A 20,426-nucleotide genomic window follows, 5' to 3' on the forward strand; every position below is an offset into this window, starting at 1 on the left:
ACTCCCCGTAATGGGCCCTTGTTCTGGAACCCTGGTAATGGGAAGAAAGGAATTACTTATCGGAGAGGAGCGGCCGTGACCAACACCCCCAGACCGCCGCAGGCCGGAGACCGGCTCGTCGCCTCCCCCGCCCCGCCCCGCCCGCACCGGCCCGCCAGGCCCGGCGGCCGGATCGCGACGCCGTGGCGCCGTACGGTGTCGGCGGCGGCCTACCTGGTGAAGGTGGCCTGCAGGGTCGCCGCGCTCTCCGTCCTGCTCTACGCGGTGTTCACCGTGTTCAAGGCCAACCCGGCCAACATCTGGTACCAGTTCGTCGAATCGCTCGCCGCATGGTTGTCCCTGGGCCTGGCAGGCCTGTTCCAGCTCGCCGATCCGCGCTGGACGGCGCTCGTCAACTACGGCCTCGCCGCGATCGTGTGGCTGATCATCGGCTCCGCGCTGGCCGGCCTGATCCGGCGCGCCGCTCCGTGAGGGCGGCGGTGGGCCGCTCCGGGCAACGGCTACGCTCCTTACGGAGGTATCAGGATAGACATGACCAGATCGACCCGTGAGCGGATCGTCGACGAGGCTCTGCGACTGTTCGCCGAGCGGGGCTACGCCGCCACGTCCGTGGCCGAGATCGAGGCCGCTTCAGGGCTGTCCCCGGGCGCCGGAGGGCTCTACCGGCATTTCAAGTCCAAGTACGAAGTGCTCGCCGCCGCGATCAACCAGCACGCCGCGCGCACCAGGAGCCAGGTGGCGGAGAGCCTGGCCGAGCTGAGCGCCATGGAGGCGTCGGCGGACCTGGAGGAGCGCCTGGCCCACATGTGCCGCGCGGGGCTGGCCAAGGTGCGCGAGGAGTCGGAGCTGACCCGGGTGTTCTTCCGCGACCTGAGCCAGTTCCCCGAACTGGTCGCCGTGGTCAGGCAGGGGCTGCTGCAGCCCATGTTCGACGCGATCGTCACCTGGTTCATGGCGCAGCCCGAGTTCCACGACGTGGATCTCGACTGGGCGGGCATCGCGGCCGTGCTCGGCGGCTCGGTCGTGCACTACCGGCTGTTCCAGGAGACCGTGGGCGAGCTCCCCGGGCACGCGGAGAAGGACCAGTTCGTCACCGCGTGGGTACGCCTGGCCGTCGGCCTGCTCCCCAGCCCGGCGCCCGTCAGGTGACATCGAGCAGCCGGTAGGCCAGCCACACCACGCCCAGACCCGTACCGATCATGAACATGGTCCCGCTGACGTCGAAGAACTGCGTCACGAACGCCGACAGCCCGGCCTCCGTGCCCACCCGCAGGCCGCCGATCAACACACCGCCCACCGAGTAGCCGAGCATCGGCGCGCCGACGCCGAGGACCTTGTCGCGGATCGTCCAGGTCTCGCTGAACAGCACGAGCGCGGCGCCGAGCGCCCACACCATGACCGGCACCTGGAAGATCGCCACGGGCGGCAGGTCGAACGGCACCAGCAGCGCCGCCACCACCAGGATCACTATGGCGGCGGTGTCGCGCGGGTGCTCCTTGACGATGGTCCTGGCGTCCCTGCCGTCGGTGGCCAGCGGGTTGGCGCTGAACATGGCGACCTTGCGCAGCCCGGCGAACGGCAGGTCCATGCCGGGCCGCCGGGTCAGACGCTCCTGGGCGATCCTGCGGTGCTCGCGTACGCCCGGCGGCAGGTCACGGTCGCCGGCGACGGCGGCGAAGCGCAGCGTGGCGCCGGCCTCCTCCTTCGGCGGAGCGCCGGGAGCCGGGGCGGCGCCTGACCCGGTGCCTGACGCGGTGGTCGTGCCGGGCGCGTCGGCGAGGCCCGGCACGGGCCCAGTGGTAGAGGCCGCGGTAGAGGCGGTGGTGGGGGTCGTGACGGGCGCGGTGGTGGGGGCCGCCGGCGATCTGGAGCGCAGCGTCGCGATCCCGGCCGCGGCCAGCCGGCCGGCCTCGCGCTCGACCAGCGCGACCGGATCACCGAACCTGGCCAGCACTTTCGACACATCGCGCGGTTTCCTGCCGCCGCTCAGCTCGGTCTCGATCCTGGCCCGCAACCGCTTGGCGAAGTCGAGCCGCTGGTCGGCTCTGAGCACGCCGTGCGCGGCGTCGGCCGCCTTGGAGACGTAGTTCAGCACCTGCTGGTCGGCTCGCTCAATCACGTCAAGCAATGCTGCCCCAATCGGGGTGCACATACCATGGCAACGATGGAGTTCACGGAGTGGATCAGGGGACGCACCGACGGGCAGCTGCGGGTGCTCGTGTCCGCGCGTCCCGAGCTGATCACTCCGGTGCCCGCGCATCTGGAGGGCCTGGCGTCGCGCGCGGCCAGCCCTTCGGCGATCGGCAGGGTGCTCGACCGGCTCGACCGGTTCACGCTGGCGGTCGTCGAGACGCTCGCCGTCCGGCCCGGGCCGACATCCAGGAAACAGTTGCGCGACCTCATCGGCGCGGCCCTGGACGGCGACGAGGAGGCGGGGCGGGCCGACCCGGAGCCGGCGCTGTCGGAGGCGCTCGGCAGGCTGTCCGACCTCGCCCTGGTCTACGGCCCCGACGACGCCCTCGACCTGGGCCCCGGCGTGCGCAAGGTGCTCGAGGACCCGGCGGGGCTCGGCCCGAGCGCCGCCGACGCGTTCCGGCACCACGCGCCCGAGCTCCTGGAGGAGATGGCCGACGACGTCGCGCCGGGCACCGAGGGTGCGGGCAAGGAGCGGCTGGCGGCGGCGCTGGCCGAGCCGGCCGCGCTCGTCGGCGCCGTCTCCGCCGAGGCCAGGGGCGCGCTCGACCAGCTCGTCTGGGGCCCGCCGACCGGGCGGGTGCCCAACGCCAGGCGCGAGGTGCGCGTGGCCTCCGCCCGTTCGCCCATCGAGGAGCTGCTCGCGCGCGGCCTGCTGGCGGCCACCGGCGAGGAGAGCGTGACGTTGCCCCGCGAGGTGGGGCTCTACCTGCGCGGCGGGCGAGTGCACCGCGGTCTGCGGGCCACGCCGCCACCGCTCGAAGGGACCGCGCGCGACCCGGACCTGGCCGACCGCACGGCGGCCGGGCAGGCGTTCTCGTTCGTCAGGTCCGTGGAGGAGTTGTGCGAGCGATGGGGCGCCGACCCGCCGGGCGTGCTGCGCACCGGCGGGCTGGGCGTACGCGACCTGAAACGCACGGCGGGCGAGCTCGACCTGCCCGAATGGGTGACGGCGCTGGTCGTCGAGGTGGCGCACGCGGCCGGCCTGATCGCGGCGGGCGGCGGCGTCGACGGCGAGTGGCTGCCGACCTCCGGCTACGACCTGTGGCGGATCAGGCCGGCTGCCGACCGGTGGATGACGCTGGCGGCCACCTGGCTGCGCATGGACCGGGTTCCCGGTCTGGTCGGCGACCGGAGCGCAGGAGCTCGCCGGGAGAGAGCGGGCACAGCAATGCCAACGAGCGGCGAAGCGGGCGCGACCATCAAACACAGCAGCGCAGGAGCTCGCCGGGAGAGAGCGGGCGCAGCGATGCCAACGAGCGGCGAAGCGGGCGCGACCATCAAACACAGCAGCGCAGGAGCTCGCCGCGAAAGAGCGGGCGCAGCGACGCCAACGAGCGGCGAAGCGGGCGCGACCGCCAGACGCGGCGACGAGCGCGACAGGCCGCTCAACGCCCTCCACGCCGACCTGCGCCGTTCGTCCGCCGCGAGGGTCAGGGAGGCCACGCTTCGGGTGCTGGCCTCCTCCCCCGGCCTCGCGCCCGAGCGTGATTCCGTGCTCGAACGGCTGGCGTGGGAGCAGCCGCGCCGCCGGGGACCGCTGCGCGAGCAGCTCGTCGAGTTCGCGCTGCGGGAGGCCGAGCAGGTGGGCATGACCGGGCTGGGCGCGCTGGCCGGGCACGGGCGGGCGCTGATCGAGGGCGACGACCCGGCGGGGGTGCTCGCGCCGCTGCTGCCGGAGCCCGTCGACCACGTGCTGCTCCAGGCCGACCTCACCGCCGTCGCGCCGGGCCCGCTGACCAGCGAGCTCAACCGCTGGATGGCGCTCACCGCCGACGTCGAGTCGAAGGGCGGGGCCACGGTCTACCGGTTCAGCGAGGGCTCCGTACGCCGGGCGCTCGACGCGGGGCACGGCGCGGAAGAGCTGCTGTCGGTGCTCGGCCGCCACTCGGCCACCCCGGTGCCGCAGGCGCTGTCCTACCTGGTGACCGACGTGGCCAGGCGGCACGGCCGCATCCGCGTGGGCACCGCGAGCGCGTACATCCGGTGCGACGATCCGGCGCTGCTCGACCAGATCATCGCCGACCGCCGCTCCGCCGCGCTGCGGCTGCGCCGGCTCGCCCCCACCGTCATCGCCTCCCGTTCGTCGCGGGCGGCGCTCGTCGACTCGCTGCGCGCCATGGGGTACGCCCCGGTCGCGGAGTCGATCGAGGGCGACGTGATCGTCTCCCAGCTCGAAAGCCGCCGCACCGAGGGCACGGCGCCGGTGCGCACCATCGCGTCGGCGAACGGCCTCGACCCGGAGGTGGCGGCGGCGGCCGTACGCGCGCTGCGGGCCGGCGACGCGGCGCACCTGGCGCGGCGCGAGCCCGTCGACGCGCCCAACGGCCAGGTGCCGCGCGGGCCCGCCACCGCGACGATCTCGGCCCTGCGGGAGGCGATCAAGCAGGGGGCGCGTGTGTGGATCGGCTATCTCGACTCCCAGGGCAACGCGACGTCGCGCATCCTGGAGCCGGCCCGGATGGAGGGCGGCTACCTGACCGCCTACGACGAGACCAGGGCCGCCGTGCACCGCTTCGCCCTCCACCGCATCACGGGCGTGACCGGCCTCTGAGGTGGGCGAGGCCGGTGAGGGCCGCGATCAGCGCGCCGGCTCGCCGTCGCGGACCAGCCTCGTGGCAAGCCGGACCACCGCGGCGGGCGTCGGCAGGGTGAGTGCCTGATTCCTGGCGGCGGCCAGCTGCTCGGCGCCGGTGCCCGCGCGCGGTCCGTAGGTGCTCAGGCAGAGGTCGAACAGCTCGCCGGGGTCGGGGGCGCACCACGGCTGCTCCACCTCGACCGCCTGGGAGGGGCCGCCGTTCCTGGTGATGACGAGGTAGGAGCCCAGCTCGGCCAGCTTGCGGGCGAGGTTGACCAGCTCGATCCGCTCGGCGCCGGCCGCGATCCAGTCGTGCAGCACGTACGCCTGCCCGGGCCCGTAGTCGGTCGCGGAGAGCAGTTCCAGAGCGGTGGCGGCCGGGGACAGCACGGTGATCGTGCTCTCGGCCAGCGACATGCGCGAGAGCAGGGCGATGGCCCCTAATCGTTTGCCGGTCTCCTCGGCGCCCACGAGGACCAGCAGGTGCCGCATGGCCAGACGGCGCACCGCCTCGGGGAAGCAGCCCGGCTCCCGGTAGGAGCGGAGCAGGATGTCGGCCTCCCGCCGGCTGAGGTCGTGCGTGACCGGGTCGGTCGTGGCGCGCGGCCGGTCATTGACGGCGATGACGCTCTGACTGAGCGTTATGGTGTCGAGGTCGATCTCGCCTGGTTCAGGCGTTTCGGTCACGAAGCCACCTCGGTAGTTGACTGGAAACTTGTCTACAGAAAAGATGGAAGATCAAAAACTTTCTTCCTTTCCCACGAGGGCAATACAGAGCGTCACAACAGCGCCCCGAACAGGCCTTATACGTGACTCGCGGGATTATACGGACACGTCGACCACTCCCTTCACCTAGATCTTCCACCATGGAACGATCGAGGTCGAGCAGAAAGCACAAATGGCCACAGCTGGAGCCTTATATCGATTTACCGACCCCGGCGAGTATCGTCCGCACGGGCCGGTCAAGGGTGCCCAGGCACGGCTTCAAGGGTTGACGGCGCATCATCATTCGCATCAGGTTGGGCATGTGACCGAGCAGACGCTGGGCAGGCTGGCCGAGGAGTCATGGAGCCGCTTCGACGACCACGACGCGATGTTCTACGACGGGGCGTGGCTCCGCAGCCACGCGCTCGCCGAACGCGCGCGCCGCATGTGCGGCGGATTCGTCGAAGCCGGCATCCGGCCGGGCGACCGGGTGGCCGTCATGATGGCGACCTCGCCCGAGGTGCCGCTGCTCTACCAGGCGTTGTGGGCGGCGGGCGCGGTGGTGACGCCGGTGGTGTTCCTGGTGGGGCCCGCGGAGCTGCGGCACATCCTGCTCGACAGCGGCGCCCGCGCGATCGTCACCTCGCCCGAGCTGGAGGAGACCGTACGCGCCGCCGCCGTCGACATCCCGACCTTCGTGGACACGGCCGAGCTGGAGCGGGCCTCCGAACACGGGCTCGTGCGGAGGGACCCCGGCGACCTGGCCGCGCTCATGTACACCGGCGGCACCACGGGCAAGGCCAAGGGCGTCATGCTGAGCCACCAGGGCCTCTGGCAGGTCGCCAGGGCCGCCTACGAGCTGTCCCGCCAGGAGGGCAAGAACCGCGCGCTGGTTCCCGTGCCTCTGTCCCACGCGTACGGGCTGATCACCTCGGTCGCCTCGATGCACGCCACGGAGCCGCAGCAGGCGGTGCTGATGCGCTGGTTCGAGCCGAAGGCGTTCCTGTCGCTGGCCGCCGAGCAGCGCGTCCAGTACGGCACCGTCGTCCCGTCCATGATCCAGATGCTCCTCGCCGAACCGCTGGAGTCCCATCCGCTGCCCGACCTCGCCTTCCTCACGTGCGGCGCGGCCCCGCTCGGCAGGCAGACGCTGGCGGAGTTCGAGCGCAGGATGCCGGGCGTGCAGATCCTTGAGGGCTACGGGCTGACCGAGACCAGCGCCGTGACGACCTTCAACCCGCCGGACCGGCGCAGGGTCGGCAGCGTCGGCCTGCCGCTCCCCGGCTACACGATCACCATCCGCGACAGCGAGGGCGAGGCCACGGAGCCCGGGGACATCGGTGAGATCTGCGTCTCCGGCGAGTCGCTGATGCTCGGCTACTGGGGCGAGCACGAGCCCGACCCCGAGGGCACGGCGCTGGCCGGCGGCGAGCTGCGTACGGGCGACATCGGCTGCGTGGACGACGACGGCTACCTCTACATCGTCGACAGGAAGAAGGACCTGATCATCCGCGGTGGCTTCAACGTGTTCCCCCGCGACGTGGAGGACGCGCTCAACCGGCACCCCGACGTGGTGATGTCGGGCGTCGTCGGCCGTCCCGACCCGCGCGTCGGCGAGGAGGTCGTGGCATTCGTGCAGCTCAGGCCGGGTGCTGAGGCCGGGGCCGAGGAGCTGATCGGGTGGGCCCGCGACCGGGTCGGCAGGGTGAGATATCCGCGGGAAGTGAGGTTCGCCGACTCGATCCCGGTCACGAGCGTGCTCAAGCTCGACCGCAAGGCGCTGCGCGCGCTGCTCGGCTGAGGAGCTTCCCGGCACGTCACGGCCCGACCGAGTACGCTCACTCGGTCAGCCGCGCCTCAATTCCGTGATAAGTGTTGACCTGTCTGGAGGTGACCATGAGCCAGCAAGACCCGTCGGGCTATCCGTACCAGCCGTACGGCGCGCCCTACGGCGACCAGCCGCCCCCGCAGTACGGCTACGGCTACGGCTATCCGCCGCCTCCGCGCGACGAAGGTCCGCTCGCCAACGCGATCGTCTCGCTCGTGCTCAACCTCCTCGCGCTCGTCTCCTGCTGCAACGTCCTGGGCCTGCCGGGCGCGATCCTCGCGGGACTGGCGCTGAGCAAGGCGCGCAACGAGCCGCAGACCGCCCGCACGATGGTGATCTGGAGCTGGGTCCTGTTCGGGGTGGGCTTCGTGCTGGGCGTCGGCACGTTCCTCTTCCTGGGCCTCAACGGCTACTTCGACGACTGACGGAGCTCAGCGGGTCTCCACGAGACCACCTCCGAAGGGCGGCAGGACTAATCCTGACGCCCTGGATGTTGCACACTGGAGCGACCGAGCCGGGATCAGGAGACGATGGTCCTGCAGGGCCCCGCCCCAACCCCACGGAGACAAGCCAGTGAGCGATGGACCGCTGATCGTCCAATCGGACAAGACGCTGCTGCTCGAGGTCGACCACGAGCGGGCCGACGCGTGCCGCAAGGCGATCGCGCCGTTCGCCGAGCTCGAGCGCGCCCCCGAACACGTGCACACCTACCGCGTCACCCCGCTGGCGCTGTGGAACGCCCGCGCGGCCGGGCACGACGCCGAGCAGGTCATCGACGCGCTGATCAGCTTCAGCCGCTACCCGGTGCCGCACGCCCTGCTGGTCGACGTCGCCGAGACCATGGCGCGCTACGGCCGCCTGCGGCTGGAGAAGGACCCCGCCAACGGCCTGGTGCTGACCTCCACCGACCGGGCCGTGCTGGAGGAGGTGCTGCGCTCCAAGAAGATCCAGCCGATGCTGGGCGAGCGGCTCGGCCCCGACTCCGTGATCGTGCACCCGAGCGACCGGGGCAACGTCAAGCAGGCCCTGCTCAAGCTCGGCTGGCCCGCCGAAGACCTGGCCGGCTACGTCGACGGGGAGCAGCACCCGATCACGCTGAAGCAGGACGACTGGAAGCTGCGCCCCTACCAGCAGGAGGCGGCCGACGCCTTCTGGCACGGCGGCTCCGGCGTGGTCGTGCTGCCGTGCGGCGCGGGCAAGACGCTCGTCGGCGCGGCCGCCATGGCGCACGCCCAGGCCACCACGCTGATCCTGGTGACGAACACGGTCTCCGCCCACCAGTGGAAGACCGAGCTGCTCAAGCGCACGTCGCTGACTGAGGACGAGATCGGCGAATACTCCGGCACGAAGAAGGAGATCCGCCCGGTCACCATCGCCACCTACCAGGTGATGACCACCAGGCGGAAGGGCGTCTACAGCCATCTGGAGCTGTTCGACGCCCGCGACTGGGGCCTGATCGTCTACGACGAGGTGCACCTGCTGCCCGCCCCGATCTTCCGGATGACCGCCGACCTTCAGGCCCGCAGGCGGGTCGGGCTGACCGCGACGCTGGTGCGCGAGGACGGCCGCGAGGGCGACGTGTTCTCGCTGATCGGCCCCAAGCGTTACGACGCGCCGTGGAAGGAGATGGAGAACCAGGGCTGGATCGCGCCGGCCGACTGCGTCGAGGTGCGGGTCACGCTCACCGACGAGGAGCGGCTGGCGTACGCGATGGCCGAGTCGGAGGAGCGCTACCGGTTCTGCGCGACCACGCCGTCCAAGACGCAGGTGACCGAGGCGCTGGTCCGCCGCCACCTGGGCGAGCAGGTGCTGGTCATCGGCCAGTACATCGACCAGCTCGACGAGCTCGGCGAGCACCTCAACGCGCCGGTCATCAAGGGCGAGACCCGGGTCAAGGAACGCGAGCGCCTCTACCAGGCCTTCCGCGACAAGGAGATCCAGGTCCTGGTGGTGTCGAAGGTGGCCAACTTCTCCATCGACCTGCCCGAGGCGGCCATCGCGATCCAGGTGTCGGGGACGTTCGGCTCGCGCCAGGAGGAGGCGCAGCGGCTCGGACGCGTGCTGCGGCCCAAGGCCGACGGCGGTGGCGCCCGGTTCTACACGGTGGTCAGCCGCGACACGGTCGACCAGGAGTTCGCGGCGCACCGGCAGCGGTTCCTCGCCGAGCAGGGGTACGCGTACCAGATCATCGACGCCGACGACGTGCTCGGCGGCGTGTGACGGCGATGCCGGCGGTCATGCCCAGCCGCTCGCCCGAGCGGCCGGGCATCAGCGTGGCTTCACGTCCACGAGACTCCGCGGGTCGAAGACAATCGAACCACCCCCCTCACCTGCGTACTATCACGCCGCCTGCGACATACCCCCATGATCCGACAAACCCACCTGATATGCCCGAATATTTCGGTATTCCGAGCTTGATCCCTTGTGGGCTGATCTGCCCCTCTATCTGACCAGCAGACCGCCGACGAAGAGCACCGCCCCCGCGACGATCCAGAGCAGCACGCCGGCGCCCATCAGGTGGCCGAACGTACGCGGATCGTGCCGCGACCACGGCAGCAGCCAGGCCGCCACCGTGCAGCACGCGGCGACCACCGCGAACACCCCCGACAGCGTGGCGACCGTGCCGAGACGCTGCGAACACGTCGCCATCGACTCGCCACCGGCGCAGAACGCCTGCAGCCCCCACCCCGCGAACACCGAGAGTCCCCACAACGCCGCCAGGAGGAAGCTCGCGACCGTGGGAATGATCGGCGAGAAGCGGAGCCGGACCCGCACCACCCCCTATGCGTACCCAGGCCGCCGGAGCTAAATGCTTTGGAAGCCCGCAATCGTGGCGACTAAACTGGCGGATTCGCTGCCTGTAACCACCTCCGTCGTTCAACCAGGGAGGCGCTTCCGCATGCCCGCACACCAACTGGCCCCCGACATACCCACCGACGTGCTCGCCGCCGAGCAGGCCCATCTGGCCGAGTCCCGAGCCGCGCTCAAAGCCATGCGCGCCCACGCCCAGTCCCTCTCGTCCGACGCGGCCGGCGACTGGGTGTCGCAGCAGATCCTCCAGTCGCTGCTCGACCAGCGGGTGGCCGCGCTCGCCGACCATCCCGACACCCCGCTGTTCTTCGGCCGCCTCGACCGCGCGGAGCGGAAGAGCCCGCGGCAAGGGAGCGACGGGCCGGGAGATCGCGACCATGAGCACGAGGGAGAGAGCGACGACCTTCCCGGCACGATCTACGTCGGGCGCCGCCACGTGCACGACGGCCACAGCAGGCCGCTGGTCATCGACTGGCGCGCGCCGGTGTCCCGCGCGTTCTACCAGGCCAGTCCCGCCGACCCCATGGGGATCGCGCGCCGGCGCCGCTTCGGCTACCACGGCGGGGCGCTGACGGCGTTCGAGGACGAGCCGCTCGGCGAAGGCGTCGAGATCGGCCCGTCCAGGATCCTCACCGAGGAGATCGAACGCCCCCGCACCGGCCCGATGCGTGACATCGTCGCCACGATCCAGCCCGACCAGGACGAGATCGTCCGCTCCACCCTGGCCCAGACGGTGTGCGTGCAGGGCGCCCCCGGCACCGGGAAGACCGCCGTCGGCCTGCACCGCGCCGCCTATCTGCTGTTCACCCACCGCGAGCGGCTGGCCAGGTCGGGCGTGATGATCGTCGGGCCCAACCGGGCGTTCCTGTCCTACATCTCCTCGGTGCTGCCCGCGCTCGGCGAGGTCAAGGTCGACCAGACCACGGTGGCCGGCCTGCTCGGCGAACACGCCGCGCCCGAGGACCCGATGGTGGCCGCGGTGAAGGGCGACGCCAGGATGGCGGCGGTGCTCGACCGCGCGCTCTGGATGCACATCGTGAAACCGGAGGAGGGCCTCGTCTACACCAAGGGCGCCTACCGGCACCGGGTGGCCGACTACGAAGTACGCGAGATCGTGGCCTCCCTGCGCGGCACCACGCGCTACAACCCCGGCCGGGCGGCGCTGGCGCAGCGGCTGGCCCACATGGTCCTCGTACGCATGGAGCAGCGCGGCGAGTCGCCCGACGACCGGGTGCAGGACGCGGTGGCCCGGTCGAAACCGGTGAAACAACTGGTGGAAGCGGTCTGGCCCAAACTGACGCCCGAACAGGTCCTTCACCGCTTGCTGTCAGATCCGGAATTCCTAGCGCGAGCCGCTAAATCAGATTTGTCGCCTGAAGAGCAGGAAACGCTCCTGTGGCGCAAGCCGTACCGGAGCTGGAAGTCCGCCAAATGGTCGGCCGCCGACGCCGCGCTCCTCGACGAGCTCCGCGACCTGATGGAACGCACGCCGTCGCTGGGCCACCTCGTGGTCGACGAGGCCCAGGACCTGTCCGAGATGCAGCTGCGCGCCCTCGGCCGCCGCTGCCGCAACGGCTCGGCCACCGTGCTCGGCGACCTCGCCCAGGGCACCACGCCATGGTCGACGCGTTCGTGGGAGTCGGTGCTCGGCCACCTGGGCCAGCGGGAGGGCGAGGTCACGGAGCTGACGCTCGGCTTCCGCGTGCCGAGGGAGGTTCTCGACTACGCGGCCCGCCTGCTCCCCTCGATCGCCCCGGGCCTCGCCGCCCCGCAGTCGCTGCGGCCCGGCGCCGGGTCGCTCACCGTCCGCGAGGGCGGCTCGGTCGCGCAGGCCGCCGAGGAGGCCCTGGCCAGGGACGGCTCGATCGGCGTCATCGCCCCTGACGCGACGGTCGACGCGGTCTCCGAGGCCCTCGCCGGCCTCCCCCACGCCGTTCTCGGCCCCGACTCGACCGAAGAGCACCGCCTGCTCATCGTGCCCGCGACCCTCGCCAAGGGCCTGGAGTACGACCACGTCGTCGTCGTGGAGCCCGCCGACATCGTCGCGGCCGAGCCGCGCGGCCTGGCCAGGCTCTACGTGGTCCTCACCCGGGCGGTGACCTCGCTGACGGTCCTGCACGACAAGGCGCTGCCGCCACAGCTGGCGGGCTGACGGGCGTCCGGCACGGCCGCTTCTAGGATGGCTGGGCAAGGAGCTCTCAACCTAGGAGGATGCCGTGCCAGCACCCCTTCCCCATGAACACCTGCCGTCGGTCCCCGCGCTCGTGGTGGAGAGCGACGACCTCCAGGACGGCGAGCGGCTCAACGACCTGCACGTCTTCAACGACTGGGGCATGACCGGCCAGAACCTCTCGCCCCAGCTGCGCTGGTCCGGCGCTCCCGCCGGGACCCGCTCCTACGCCGTCACCTGCTTCGACCCCGATGCCCCCACAGGCAGCGGCTTCTGGCACTGGGTGCTCTTCGACCTCCCCGCCTCGGTCACCGAGCTGCCGACGGGCGCGGGCACGGCCCCGGAGTTCAAGGGTCTGCCCGCGGGCGCGGTGCACGCCCGCAACGACTACGGCACCAAGGACTACGGCGGCGCCGCCCCGCCTCCTGGCGACCCGCACCGCTACGTCTTCACGGTCCACGCGCTGGGGGTCGACTCGCTCGGCCTGGACAGCGGCACCAGCCCGGCGGTGGTGGGCTTCAACATCACCGCCAACACCCTGGCCCGCGGCCACCTCATCCCCCACTACGGGGTCTGACGACGGGAAAGGCGCCCCACCGCACGCTGGTGGGGCGCCTTTCGCGTGGGCGCTAGTCGCAGCTCTCGGCCAGCGACCCCACGTTGCCGAGCAGCGGCACCCAGGCTTGCAGCGTGCACAGCGGCCCGCTCCGGGTCACGGTCTGGGTGAAGACGACAGGATTGTCGGCATGCGCGGGAACGGCGGTGAGGGTCACGGCGGCGAGGCCGAGAACGGCCACGCCCAGCATGCGCTTGCTGCGGGAGAACACTTGTCTGCTCCTTCGATGAGGTGATGCGTGGGGACAACCCTTTCTCACTCCACGTAGCAGTTCAATTGCGAAACGTAATGGCAGTTAAACAAAAGCAAGAGCGGCCCGGAAAAACCGGGCCGCTCTTTTGGGACGCGCCTCGCGAAATAGGACCTAGAAGTCCATGTCGCCGCCGCCGGGCATGCCGGCGGGAGCGGCCGGGGTCTTCTCCGGCTTCTCGGCGATGACGGCCTCGGTGGTGAGGAAGAGCGCCGCGATGGAGGCGGCGTTCTGCAGCGCCGAGCGCGTCACCTTGGCCGGGTCGAGAATGCCGACCTCGAACATGTTGACGTATTCGCCCGACGCGGCGTTGAGGCCCTCACCCGGGGTGAGGTTGCGCACGCGCTCGACCACGACGCCGCCCTCGAGGCCGGCGTTGACCGCGATCTGCTTCAGCGGCTCCTCCAGAGCCTTCTTCACGATCGCCGCACCGGTGGCCTCGTCGCCGTTGAGCTCGAGCTTGTCGAACGCCTTGGCGCCGGCCTGCAGCAGCGCCACGCCACCACCCGGGACGATGCCCTCCTCGACGGCCGCCTTCGCGTTGCGGACGGCGTCTTCGATGCGGTGCTTGCGCTCCTTGAGCTCGACCTCGGTCGCCGCGCCCGCCTTGATGACGGCCACGCCGCCGGCCAGCTTGGCCAGCCGCTCCTGGAGCTTCTCGCGGTCGTAGTCGGAGTCGGTGCGCTCGATCTCGGCGCGGATCTCGTTGACCCGGCCGGAGATCTGCTCGGCGTCACCGGCGCCGTCGACGATCGTCGTCTCGTCCTTGGTCACGACCACCTTGCGGGCACGGCCCAGCAGGTCGAGGGTGGCGGTCTCGAGCTTGAGGCCGACCTCCTCGGCGATGACCTGACCACCGGTCAGGATCGCGATGTCGTTGAGCATGGCCTTGCGGCGGTCGCCGAAGCCCGGGGCCTTGACGGCCACGGAGCGGAACAGGCCGCGGATCTTGTTGACCACCAGGGTCGCCAGGGCCTCGCCCTCGACGTCCTCGGCGATGATCAGCAGCGGCTTGCCCGACTGCACAACCTTGTCGAGCAGCGGCAGCAGGTCCTTGTTGGCGGAGACCTTGCCGTTGACGATCAGGATGTACGGGTCTTCGAGCACGGCCTCCATGCGGTCGGAGTCGGTGACGAAGTACATCGACGTCATGCCCTTGTCGAAGCGCATGCCCTCGGTGAGCTCGAGCTCGAGACCGAAGGTGTTGCTCTCCTCGACGGTGATGACGCCTTCCTTGCCGACCTTGTCCATCGCCTCGGCGATGAGCGCGCCGATCTCGGGGTCGGCGGCGGAGATGGAGGCGGTCGAAGCGATCTGCTCCTTGGTCTCCACGTCCTTGGCCAGCTTGGAGAGCTCCTCGCTGACCCGCTCGACGGCCGCCTCGATGCCCTTCTTCAGAGCCATCGGGTTGGCGCCGGCGGCCACGTTGCGCAGGCCCTCACGCACCAGCGCCTGGGCGAGCACGGTGGCGGTCGTGGTGCCGTCGCCGGCTACGTCGTCCGTCTTCTTGGCGACTTCCTTGACCAGCTCCGCGCCGATCTTCTCCCACGGGTCCTCGAGCTCGATCTCCTTGGCGATGGACACACCGTCGTTGGTGATCGTGGGAGCGCCCCACTTCTTCTCCAGCACGACGTTGCGCCCCTTGGGGCCCAGGGTCACCTTGACGGCGTCGGCGAGCTGGTTCATACCGCGCTCGAGACCGCGCCGGGCGTCCTCGTCAAACGCGATCATCTTGGCTGCCATAAGGCTAGACCTCCCAGATGCAGGGTGGCTTGTCGTGGACCGAGCCGACGCCCGCGACGGCATGGGTCAGCATCTCCGTTCGGCAGACCCCATCGTCTCGATCCGGTGTTGGCACTCTACTGCATAGAGTGCCAACGAACTGTTTAGCACTCTACCTTGCCGAGTGCAAGCGAACTCACCCGTGGCCGGCGCTCCCCCCCAGGTCAGTCGTCTGTCCGGCGAGCCGCCCCGTGGGCGCACCGCTGGCCGCGGTTCGCGCACGCGGCTCGCCGTACCAGGATCGACGAAAGGAAGGTGACGGTTCGCCCGGACTGCGCTGCCGCGCGATCCCGCCGGTGCATACCAGTGCGGTGAATCAGACCGTCCTGACGGACTCCGCCTGCGGCCCCTTCTGGCCCTGCGTGATCTCGAACTCGACACGCTGTCCCTGTTCGAGAGAGCGGTACCCGTCCATCATGATCGCTGAGTAATGGACGAATACATCCTTACCACCGTCTACCGCGATGAAGCCGTAGCCCTTGTCCGCGTTGAACCACTTGACGGTGCCCTGCGCCACTTCCGACTCCTCTTACTGGGCTCCCAGACCTCGCCCATTCCTTCGCGAGACCCGTAATCGCCTGACTTAACGGAAAATCAGCCAGGCGATCGCCCTCGACCATACCTGTGGCACGGGGTTTGGCAACAGAGTCAATCCGCAGACTGCGCATTTCCTCTCATCGACGGTTCAACGTTGAATTGCCGGGAAAAGAAGAAGGCGCCCACAAGGGGCGCCTTCGCCGAAGTGTGATCTGCCGCACTCAACCGCCGGCGACGGCGGGGATGATGGAGATCTGGGTGCCCTCCGGGGCCGGAGTGTCCAGCCCTTGGGCGAATCGGACGTCCTCTTCCCCCACATAAACGTTGACAAAACGCCGAATCTTGCCCGATTCATCCAGAATTCTCGCGCCGATACCCGGGTAGTCAGAGTCCAGCTTGGCCAGCACGTCACGAAGAGTCGCACCCTCGCCACTGACCTCCGCGTTGCCCCCGGTGTAGGTGCGCAGAATGGTGGGAATCCGCACAGAAACGCTCATGGTTTAACTCGCCTTTCCTGGTTGTCAGACAGTCGCGCGGAACGCGTCGAGGGAGGGCTTGATCACGGCCGTGGGCCTGGCGTCGCCGCTGATCGCGTCGAGCGTCTTGAGGCCGTCGCCGGTGTTCAGCACCACGGTCTCGGCCTCCGGGTCGAGTTGCCCGGTCTCGGTGAGCTTCTTCAGCACGCCCACGGTCACGCCGCCCGCGGTCTCGGCGAAGATGCCCTCCGTCGAGGCCAGGAGCTTGATGGCGGCCACGATCTCGGCGTCCGTGACGTCCTCGACGCCCCCTCCGGTCCGCCGCGCGATGTCCAGCACGTACGGCCCGTCAGCGGGGTTTCCGATGGCCAGCGACTTGGCGATGGTGTCGGGCCTGACCGGCTGCACGACGTCGTGCCCCGCCTTGTAGGCGGTCGACACCGGCGAGCACCCGGCCGCCTGCGCCCCGAAGATCTTGTAGGGCGTGTCCTCGACCAGCCCCAGCGCCACCAGCTCCTTGAAGCCCTTGTCGATCTTCGTGAGCTGCGAGCCCGAGGCGATGGGGATGATGATCTGCTCGGGCAGCCGCCACCCGAGCTGCTCGGCGATCTCGTACGCGAGCGTCTTGGAGCCCTCGGCGTAGTAAGGGCGCAGGTTGATGTTGGTGAACCCCCACTTGTCACCGAGCGGGTCGCCGATCAGCTCGGAGCAGAACCTGTTGACGTCGTCGTAGGTGCCCTCGATGCCGACCAGCCGGCCGCCGAACACCCGGGCCATGGCGATCTTGGCCTGTTCGAGGTTGGCCGGGATGAACACGCACGCCTCCAGCCCGGCCCGCGCCGCGGCGGCCGTCACCGCGCCCGCGAGGTTGCCCGTGGAGGAGCAGGAGAGCGTGTGGAAGCCGAAGTTGCGGGCCGCCTCGACGGCCATGGCGACCACGCGGTCCTTGAAGGAGTGGGTGGGGTTGCCCGAGTCGTCCTTGACGTGGAGGGATCTGATGCCGAGCGCCCGCCCGAGATTGCCGGCCCTGACCAGCTTGGTCCACCCGGGGTTCATGTTGGGCTTGTCGGCGACGTCGGCCGGCACGGGCAGCAGCGAGCGGTAGCGCCAGATGTTGGCGGGACCCGACTCGATGGCCGCGCGGGTCACCTCGCCGAACTCGTAGGCCGCTTCGAGCGGCCCGAAACACTCCTGGCAGGCGAAGCTCGGACCGAGCGGGTAACGCGCGCCGCACTCGCGGCAGGACAGACCGACGGCGGGACCGAAATCGAGCGACATGAAGCGAGGCCTTCCCTCATCTTCGTCTGCGGCCACCTTGACCACAGACCGGAATTGGCACCTTGTCCCGGTCGGCCTCGCCAGGTCGCGAGTCACAAGCCGGGAGGGTTGCCGGGGCTTCGCAGGGCCGGTCCCTCCACCCCTCTGGATGAGCAATATTCAGTTGTCGACTCGGACTCTACCCGCCCACGTGGCGGAAACGTCCTCCCGTCTCAAATAATGGGACGAGAGGTCTCAGCGATAGTCATCTCCCAGCACGCCCTGCACGTACTTGCGCGCCTGGTGGATGCGCGACTTCGCGGTGCCGAGCGGGATGCCGAGCTGGTCGGCCACCTCGTTGTAGTCGAGCTGGACGATGTCGCGCAGAACCAGCGCCTGCGCCAGATCCGGCTTGTCGGCCTCCAGCGCCTCCATGGCGTCGAGCAGGTCGAGCCGCGAGCCCGCGATCACGCTGACGCGCCGCACGTCGGGCTTCTGCATGGGCAGCTCGTCCGAGCTCTGCTCGGCCGCCCGGCGTTTGAGCGACCGGTACGTCGTGCGCGCGCAGTTGGCCGTCACGATGTGCAGCCAGGTGCTGAACCTGGCCCGCCCCTCGAAGCGCCCGATGTTGCGCGCCACGGCCAGCAGGGTGTCCTGGGAGGCCTCCTCGGCGTCCTGGTGGTAGGGCAGGATGCGGGCGCAGTGACGCATCACATCGGGCTCGATCCGCCGCAGCAGCTCGCCAAGAGCACGGTGGTCTCCTGCCGCGGCGGAGCGGGCGAGTTCCTCGGTTAGCTCATCAAGCGCCATAGCTGGGATCCTATGGTCGTAGGGAGCCTTGTTGGCATCCTTCCTTTTCCGATGGGCCGATCACCACGATGATCAGTGTGGTTCCGTCTACGCCGACACGCCAGTCGGAAGGAGTCTCCTTGAGGTCTCACGCCAGCTCACCGCCCTGCGCGCGGCCCGCTCGGTAGGAGCGGTCGCCGTGAACAACGTCCTGGTGGCCTCCAACCGCGGCCCCGTCTCCTTCACCGTCTCCGACGACGGCGAGCTGACCCTGCGGCGCGGCGGCGGCGGGCTGGTGTCGGGATTGTCCGGCGTGGCCAAGGGCGATGGCGTCCTGTGGGTCTGCGCGGCGCTGTCCGACGGCGACCGCAGCGCCGTGCGCCTGGCCCCCGGCGGCCGCATCGACCAGGCCGGCTACGACACCGGCCCGCTGCGCATGCTCGACATCCCGCCCGCCACCTTCCACCGCGCCTACAACGCCGTGGCCAACTCCACGCTGTGGTTCGTCAACCACCTGCTCTACGACATCCCCAACGCGCCGCTCTTCGGCACCAAGTTCGGGCGCGAGTGGGAGTCCTACCGCGACTACAACGGCGCGTTCGCGCTGGCGCTGGCCGAGGAGGCCGGCCACGAGGCCAGGGTGATGGTGCAGGACTACCACCTGACCCTGACCCCGGCGATGCTCCGCGCCGAGCGGCCGGACCTGCGCATCGCCCACTTCAGCCACACGCCGTGGGCGCCGCCCGAATACTTCTCCCTGCTGCCCGACGAGGTCGCGCGAGAGGTCCTGGAAGGCATTCTGGGGGCCGATCACGCCGGATTCCTCACCGGCAGGTGGGCGCAGGCGTTCATGGACTGCTGCGAGGCGCTGCTGGGCGCGGAGGCCGACCGCGTCGGGCGCAGCGTCACCCACGACGGCAGGACGACCCGCATCGGCGTGCACAGCCTCGGCGTGGACGGCGCCGCTCTCTGGGAGCGGGCCTGTGAGCCCGACGTCGAGTCCCACATGACCGCGCTGAGGGAGCAGGTGGGCGACCGCAAGCTGATCGTCCGCATCGACCGCACCGAGCTGTCGAAGAACATCGTGCGCGGCCTGGTGGCCTACGGCGAGTTCCTCGGCGCCCACCCCGAGTGGCACGGCCGGGTCGTGCACCTGGCCTTCGCCTACCCGAGCCGGCACGACCTGCCCGAATATCGCGAATACACCGCGTCGGTGCAGCGCTGCGCCCAGCAGATCGAGGACAAGTACGCCACGGAGGACTGGGACCCGCTGATCCTCAACGTCAACGACGACTATCCGCGCTCGCTCGCCGCGTACCGGATGGCCGACGTGCTGCTGGTCAACCCGATTCGCGACGGCATGAACCTGGTGGCCAAGGAGGGCCCGGTGCTGTCGCCGCGCTGCGCGCTGGTGTTGTCGCGGGAGGCGGGCGCGGCGGCCGAGCTGGGGCCCCACGCGCTCCTGGTCAACCCGTACGACGTCAGCGGCACCGCCGCAGCGCTGCACGACGCGCTCGTCATGCCCGAGGACGAGCGGCGGACGCGCCGCGACAAGCTGCACGCGGCGGCCACCGCCCTGCCGCCGCAGAAGTGGCTGGAGGCCCAGCTCGACGCCCTCGCCTGAGGGGTGCCGGAGCGCGGTCAGGAACGGCTGAACGCGGACGCCAGCTCGCCGAGCAGCGCCACCACTCCCTCGGGGCCGTCCACCACGATGTCGGCCCGCTCGGCCAGCGCGGTCACCTCGGCCGAGCCGCTGCACACGGTCACGCCGGGCAGGTTGGAGGCGTCGACGGCGTCGTAGGCGGCCAGGTCGCCGAGGTCGTCGCCGGCGAACAGGACGGATCTCGCGGCCCGCTCGGCCAGGAACAGGCTGAGCGCCTGGCCCTTGTCCATGCCCGGCGGCCGCAGTTCCAGGACGTAGCGGCCGGGCTCGATCACCAGGCCGTGCTTCTCGGCCAGCTTGGCCAGCGGCTCGCGCAGCTTGGCGAGGGTGCCGTCGGGGTCGGGGCTGCGCCGGGTGTGCACGGCCACGGCCCGGCCCTTGTCCTCGACGGTCACGCCCTCGACGCCCAGCGAGTCGAGCAGCAGCGGCAGTTCGGCCTCGCTGCGCGGCACGCCGGCGGGGGGCGGGGGTGCGGAGACGCGCCCGTGCTCCCAGCGCTCGAACCCGTAGTGTCCGAGCACGACCAGCCCCGGCACGTCGGCCAGCCCTGGCCCCAGCTCCAGCACGGTGGCCGGGGGCCTGCCGGTCACGATGACCACTGCGAGGACGTGGGCGCCCAGCTCGGCGAGAACCTCGGGGGCCTTCGGGTGGATCACGGCCTCGGCGGGATCGGGCACGATCGGCGACAGGGTGCCGTCGAAGTCGAGCCCGATCACGGCGCCTGCCGGATCGCTCAAGATCGCTTCCATTCCAGGGATGTTCCTCACGCGG

Annotated in this window: 19 protein-coding genes and 1 riboswitch; of the genes, 9 read left to right on the forward strand and 10 right to left on the reverse strand. The window is 70.4% G+C overall.

All coding sequences use genetic code 11. The annotated features are described in order from the left end of the window. The first annotated feature begins 75 nt into the window (after positions 1-75). Positions 76-471 (forward strand): hypothetical protein, encoded by a 396-nt coding sequence (locus tag ACZ6SA_RS25160; protein ID WP_465830781.1) that lies wholly within the window; start codon positions 76-78, stop codon positions 469-471. A gap of 60 nt (positions 472-531) precedes the next feature. Beyond that, a complete protein-coding gene (locus tag ACZ6SA_RS25165; protein ID WP_465830783.1) occupies positions 532-1,149 on the forward strand; it encodes a TetR/AcrR family transcriptional regulator in 618 nt (205 codons plus the stop codon). Here ACZ6SA_RS25165 and ACZ6SA_RS25170 read toward each other — a convergent pair. Further along, complete coding sequence (locus ACZ6SA_RS25170) at positions 1,142-2,119, reverse strand: hypothetical protein (protein WP_465830785.1); 978 nt, start codon at positions 2,117-2,119, stop codon at positions 1,142-1,144. The genes ACZ6SA_RS25165 and ACZ6SA_RS25170 overlap by 8 nt on opposite strands. 45 nt (positions 2,120-2,164) lie before the next feature. On the opposite strand from ACZ6SA_RS25170, the gene ACZ6SA_RS25175 reads away from it, so the two are divergent. Then, a complete protein-coding gene (locus ACZ6SA_RS25175) occupies positions 2,165-4,747 on the forward strand; it encodes a helicase-associated domain-containing protein (protein ID WP_465830787.1) in 2,583 nt (860 codons plus the stop codon). Positions 4,748-4,774: 27 nt separating this feature from the next. Here the strand turns inward: ACZ6SA_RS25175 and ACZ6SA_RS25180 are convergent, their stop codons facing one another. Beyond that, positions 4,775-5,458, reverse strand: a complete 684-nt coding sequence (locus ACZ6SA_RS25180) for a hypothetical protein (protein WP_465830789.1) — start codon at positions 5,456-5,458, stop codon at positions 4,775-4,777. Positions 5,459-5,798: 340 nt separating this feature from the next. On the opposite strand from ACZ6SA_RS25180, the gene ACZ6SA_RS25185 reads away from it, so the two are divergent. The 3 genes from ACZ6SA_RS25185 (at position 5,799) to ACZ6SA_RS25195 (ending at position 9,524) form a co-directional block, all read left to right on the forward strand. Beyond that, positions 5,799-7,277 carry an AMP-binding protein gene (locus ACZ6SA_RS25185; RefSeq protein ID WP_465830791.1) on the forward strand — a complete coding sequence of 493 codons (1,479 nt, stop codon included), beginning with the start codon at positions 5,799-5,801 and terminating at the stop codon, positions 7,275-7,277. A 95-nt stretch (positions 7,278-7,372) separates the two neighbouring features. Beyond that, complete coding sequence (locus tag ACZ6SA_RS25190; RefSeq protein ID WP_347645579.1) at positions 7,373-7,729, forward strand: DUF4190 domain-containing protein; 357 nt, start codon at positions 7,373-7,375, stop codon at positions 7,727-7,729. Positions 7,730-7,877: 148 nt separating this feature from the next. Further along, entirely contained in the window at positions 7,878-9,524 is a 1,647-nt protein-coding gene (locus ACZ6SA_RS25195) for a DNA repair helicase XPB (protein ID WP_465830793.1), read from the forward strand. 222 nt (positions 9,525-9,746) lie between these two features. Here the strand turns inward: ACZ6SA_RS25195 and ACZ6SA_RS25200 are convergent, their stop codons facing one another. Further along, positions 9,747-10,079 (reverse strand): hypothetical protein, encoded by a 333-nt coding sequence (locus tag ACZ6SA_RS25200; RefSeq protein WP_465830795.1) that lies wholly within the window; start codon positions 10,077-10,079, stop codon positions 9,747-9,749. Positions 10,080-10,203: 124 nt separating this feature from the next. Between ACZ6SA_RS25200 and ACZ6SA_RS25205 the strand changes: the two genes are divergently transcribed. Together ACZ6SA_RS25205 and ACZ6SA_RS25210 are read left to right on the forward strand one after the other, a co-directional pair. Then, positions 10,204-12,267, forward strand: a complete 2,064-nt coding sequence (locus ACZ6SA_RS25205) for a HelD family protein (RefSeq protein WP_465830797.1) — start codon at positions 10,204-10,206, stop codon at positions 12,265-12,267. A 64-nt stretch (positions 12,268-12,331) separates the two neighbouring features. Continuing rightward, positions 12,332-12,862 (forward strand): YbhB/YbcL family Raf kinase inhibitor-like protein, encoded by a 531-nt coding sequence (locus tag ACZ6SA_RS25210; RefSeq protein ID WP_465830799.1) that lies wholly within the window; start codon positions 12,332-12,334, stop codon positions 12,860-12,862. A 52-nt stretch (positions 12,863-12,914) separates the two neighbouring features. On the opposite strand, the gene ACZ6SA_RS25215 is transcribed toward ACZ6SA_RS25210, so the two are convergent. The 6 genes from ACZ6SA_RS25215 to ACZ6SA_RS25240 form a co-directional block, all read right to left on the reverse strand. Beyond that, positions 12,915-13,112: a hypothetical protein gene (locus tag ACZ6SA_RS25215; protein WP_347645574.1), complete on the reverse strand. Its 198-nt coding sequence runs from the start codon at positions 13,110-13,112 to the stop codon at positions 12,915-12,917. A 153-nt stretch (positions 13,113-13,265) separates the two neighbouring features. Further along, on the reverse strand, positions 13,266-14,894 hold the full coding sequence (groL, locus tag ACZ6SA_RS25220) for a chaperonin GroEL (RefSeq protein ID WP_347645573.1): 1,629 nt from the start codon (positions 14,892-14,894) through the stop codon (positions 13,266-13,268). A 355-nt stretch (positions 14,895-15,249) separates the two neighbouring features. After that, entirely contained in the window at positions 15,250-15,450 is a 201-nt protein-coding gene (locus ACZ6SA_RS25225) for a cold-shock protein (protein ID WP_106250594.1), read from the reverse strand. 241 nt (positions 15,451-15,691) lie between these two features. After that, positions 15,692-15,967 carry a MoaD/ThiS family protein gene (locus ACZ6SA_RS25230; RefSeq protein WP_132331077.1) on the reverse strand — a complete coding sequence of 92 codons (276 nt, stop codon included), beginning with the start codon at positions 15,965-15,967 and terminating at the stop codon, positions 15,692-15,694. 24 nt (positions 15,968-15,991) lie between these two features. Beyond that, complete coding sequence (thrC, locus tag ACZ6SA_RS25235; protein ID WP_347645572.1) at positions 15,992-17,224, reverse strand: threonine synthase; 1,233 nt, start codon at positions 17,222-17,224, stop codon at positions 15,992-15,994. Between the two features lie 13 nt (positions 17,225-17,237). Further along, a riboswitch (SAM riboswitch) is annotated at positions 17,238-17,379 on the reverse strand. 79 nt (positions 17,380-17,458) lie between these two features. Then, a complete protein-coding gene (locus tag ACZ6SA_RS25240) occupies positions 17,459-18,013 on the reverse strand; it encodes an RNA polymerase sigma factor (protein WP_132511701.1) in 555 nt (184 codons plus the stop codon). Positions 18,014-18,191: 178 nt separating this feature from the next. Here ACZ6SA_RS25240 and ACZ6SA_RS25245 point away from each other — a divergent pair, with 178 nt between their 5' ends. After that, positions 18,192-19,616 (forward strand): alpha,alpha-trehalose-phosphate synthase (UDP-forming), encoded by a 1,425-nt coding sequence (locus ACZ6SA_RS25245; protein ID WP_465830804.1) that lies wholly within the window; start codon positions 18,192-18,194, stop codon positions 19,614-19,616. A gap of 17 nt (positions 19,617-19,633) precedes the next feature. Here the strand turns inward: ACZ6SA_RS25245 and otsB are convergent, their stop codons facing one another. Then, positions 19,634-20,404, reverse strand: a complete 771-nt coding sequence (otsB, locus tag ACZ6SA_RS25250) for a trehalose-phosphatase (protein WP_347645570.1) — start codon at positions 20,402-20,404, stop codon at positions 19,634-19,636. Positions 20,405-20,426: the final 22 nt, after the last annotated feature.

It is taken from the genome of Nonomuraea sp. NPDC049378, assembly GCF_055586745.1.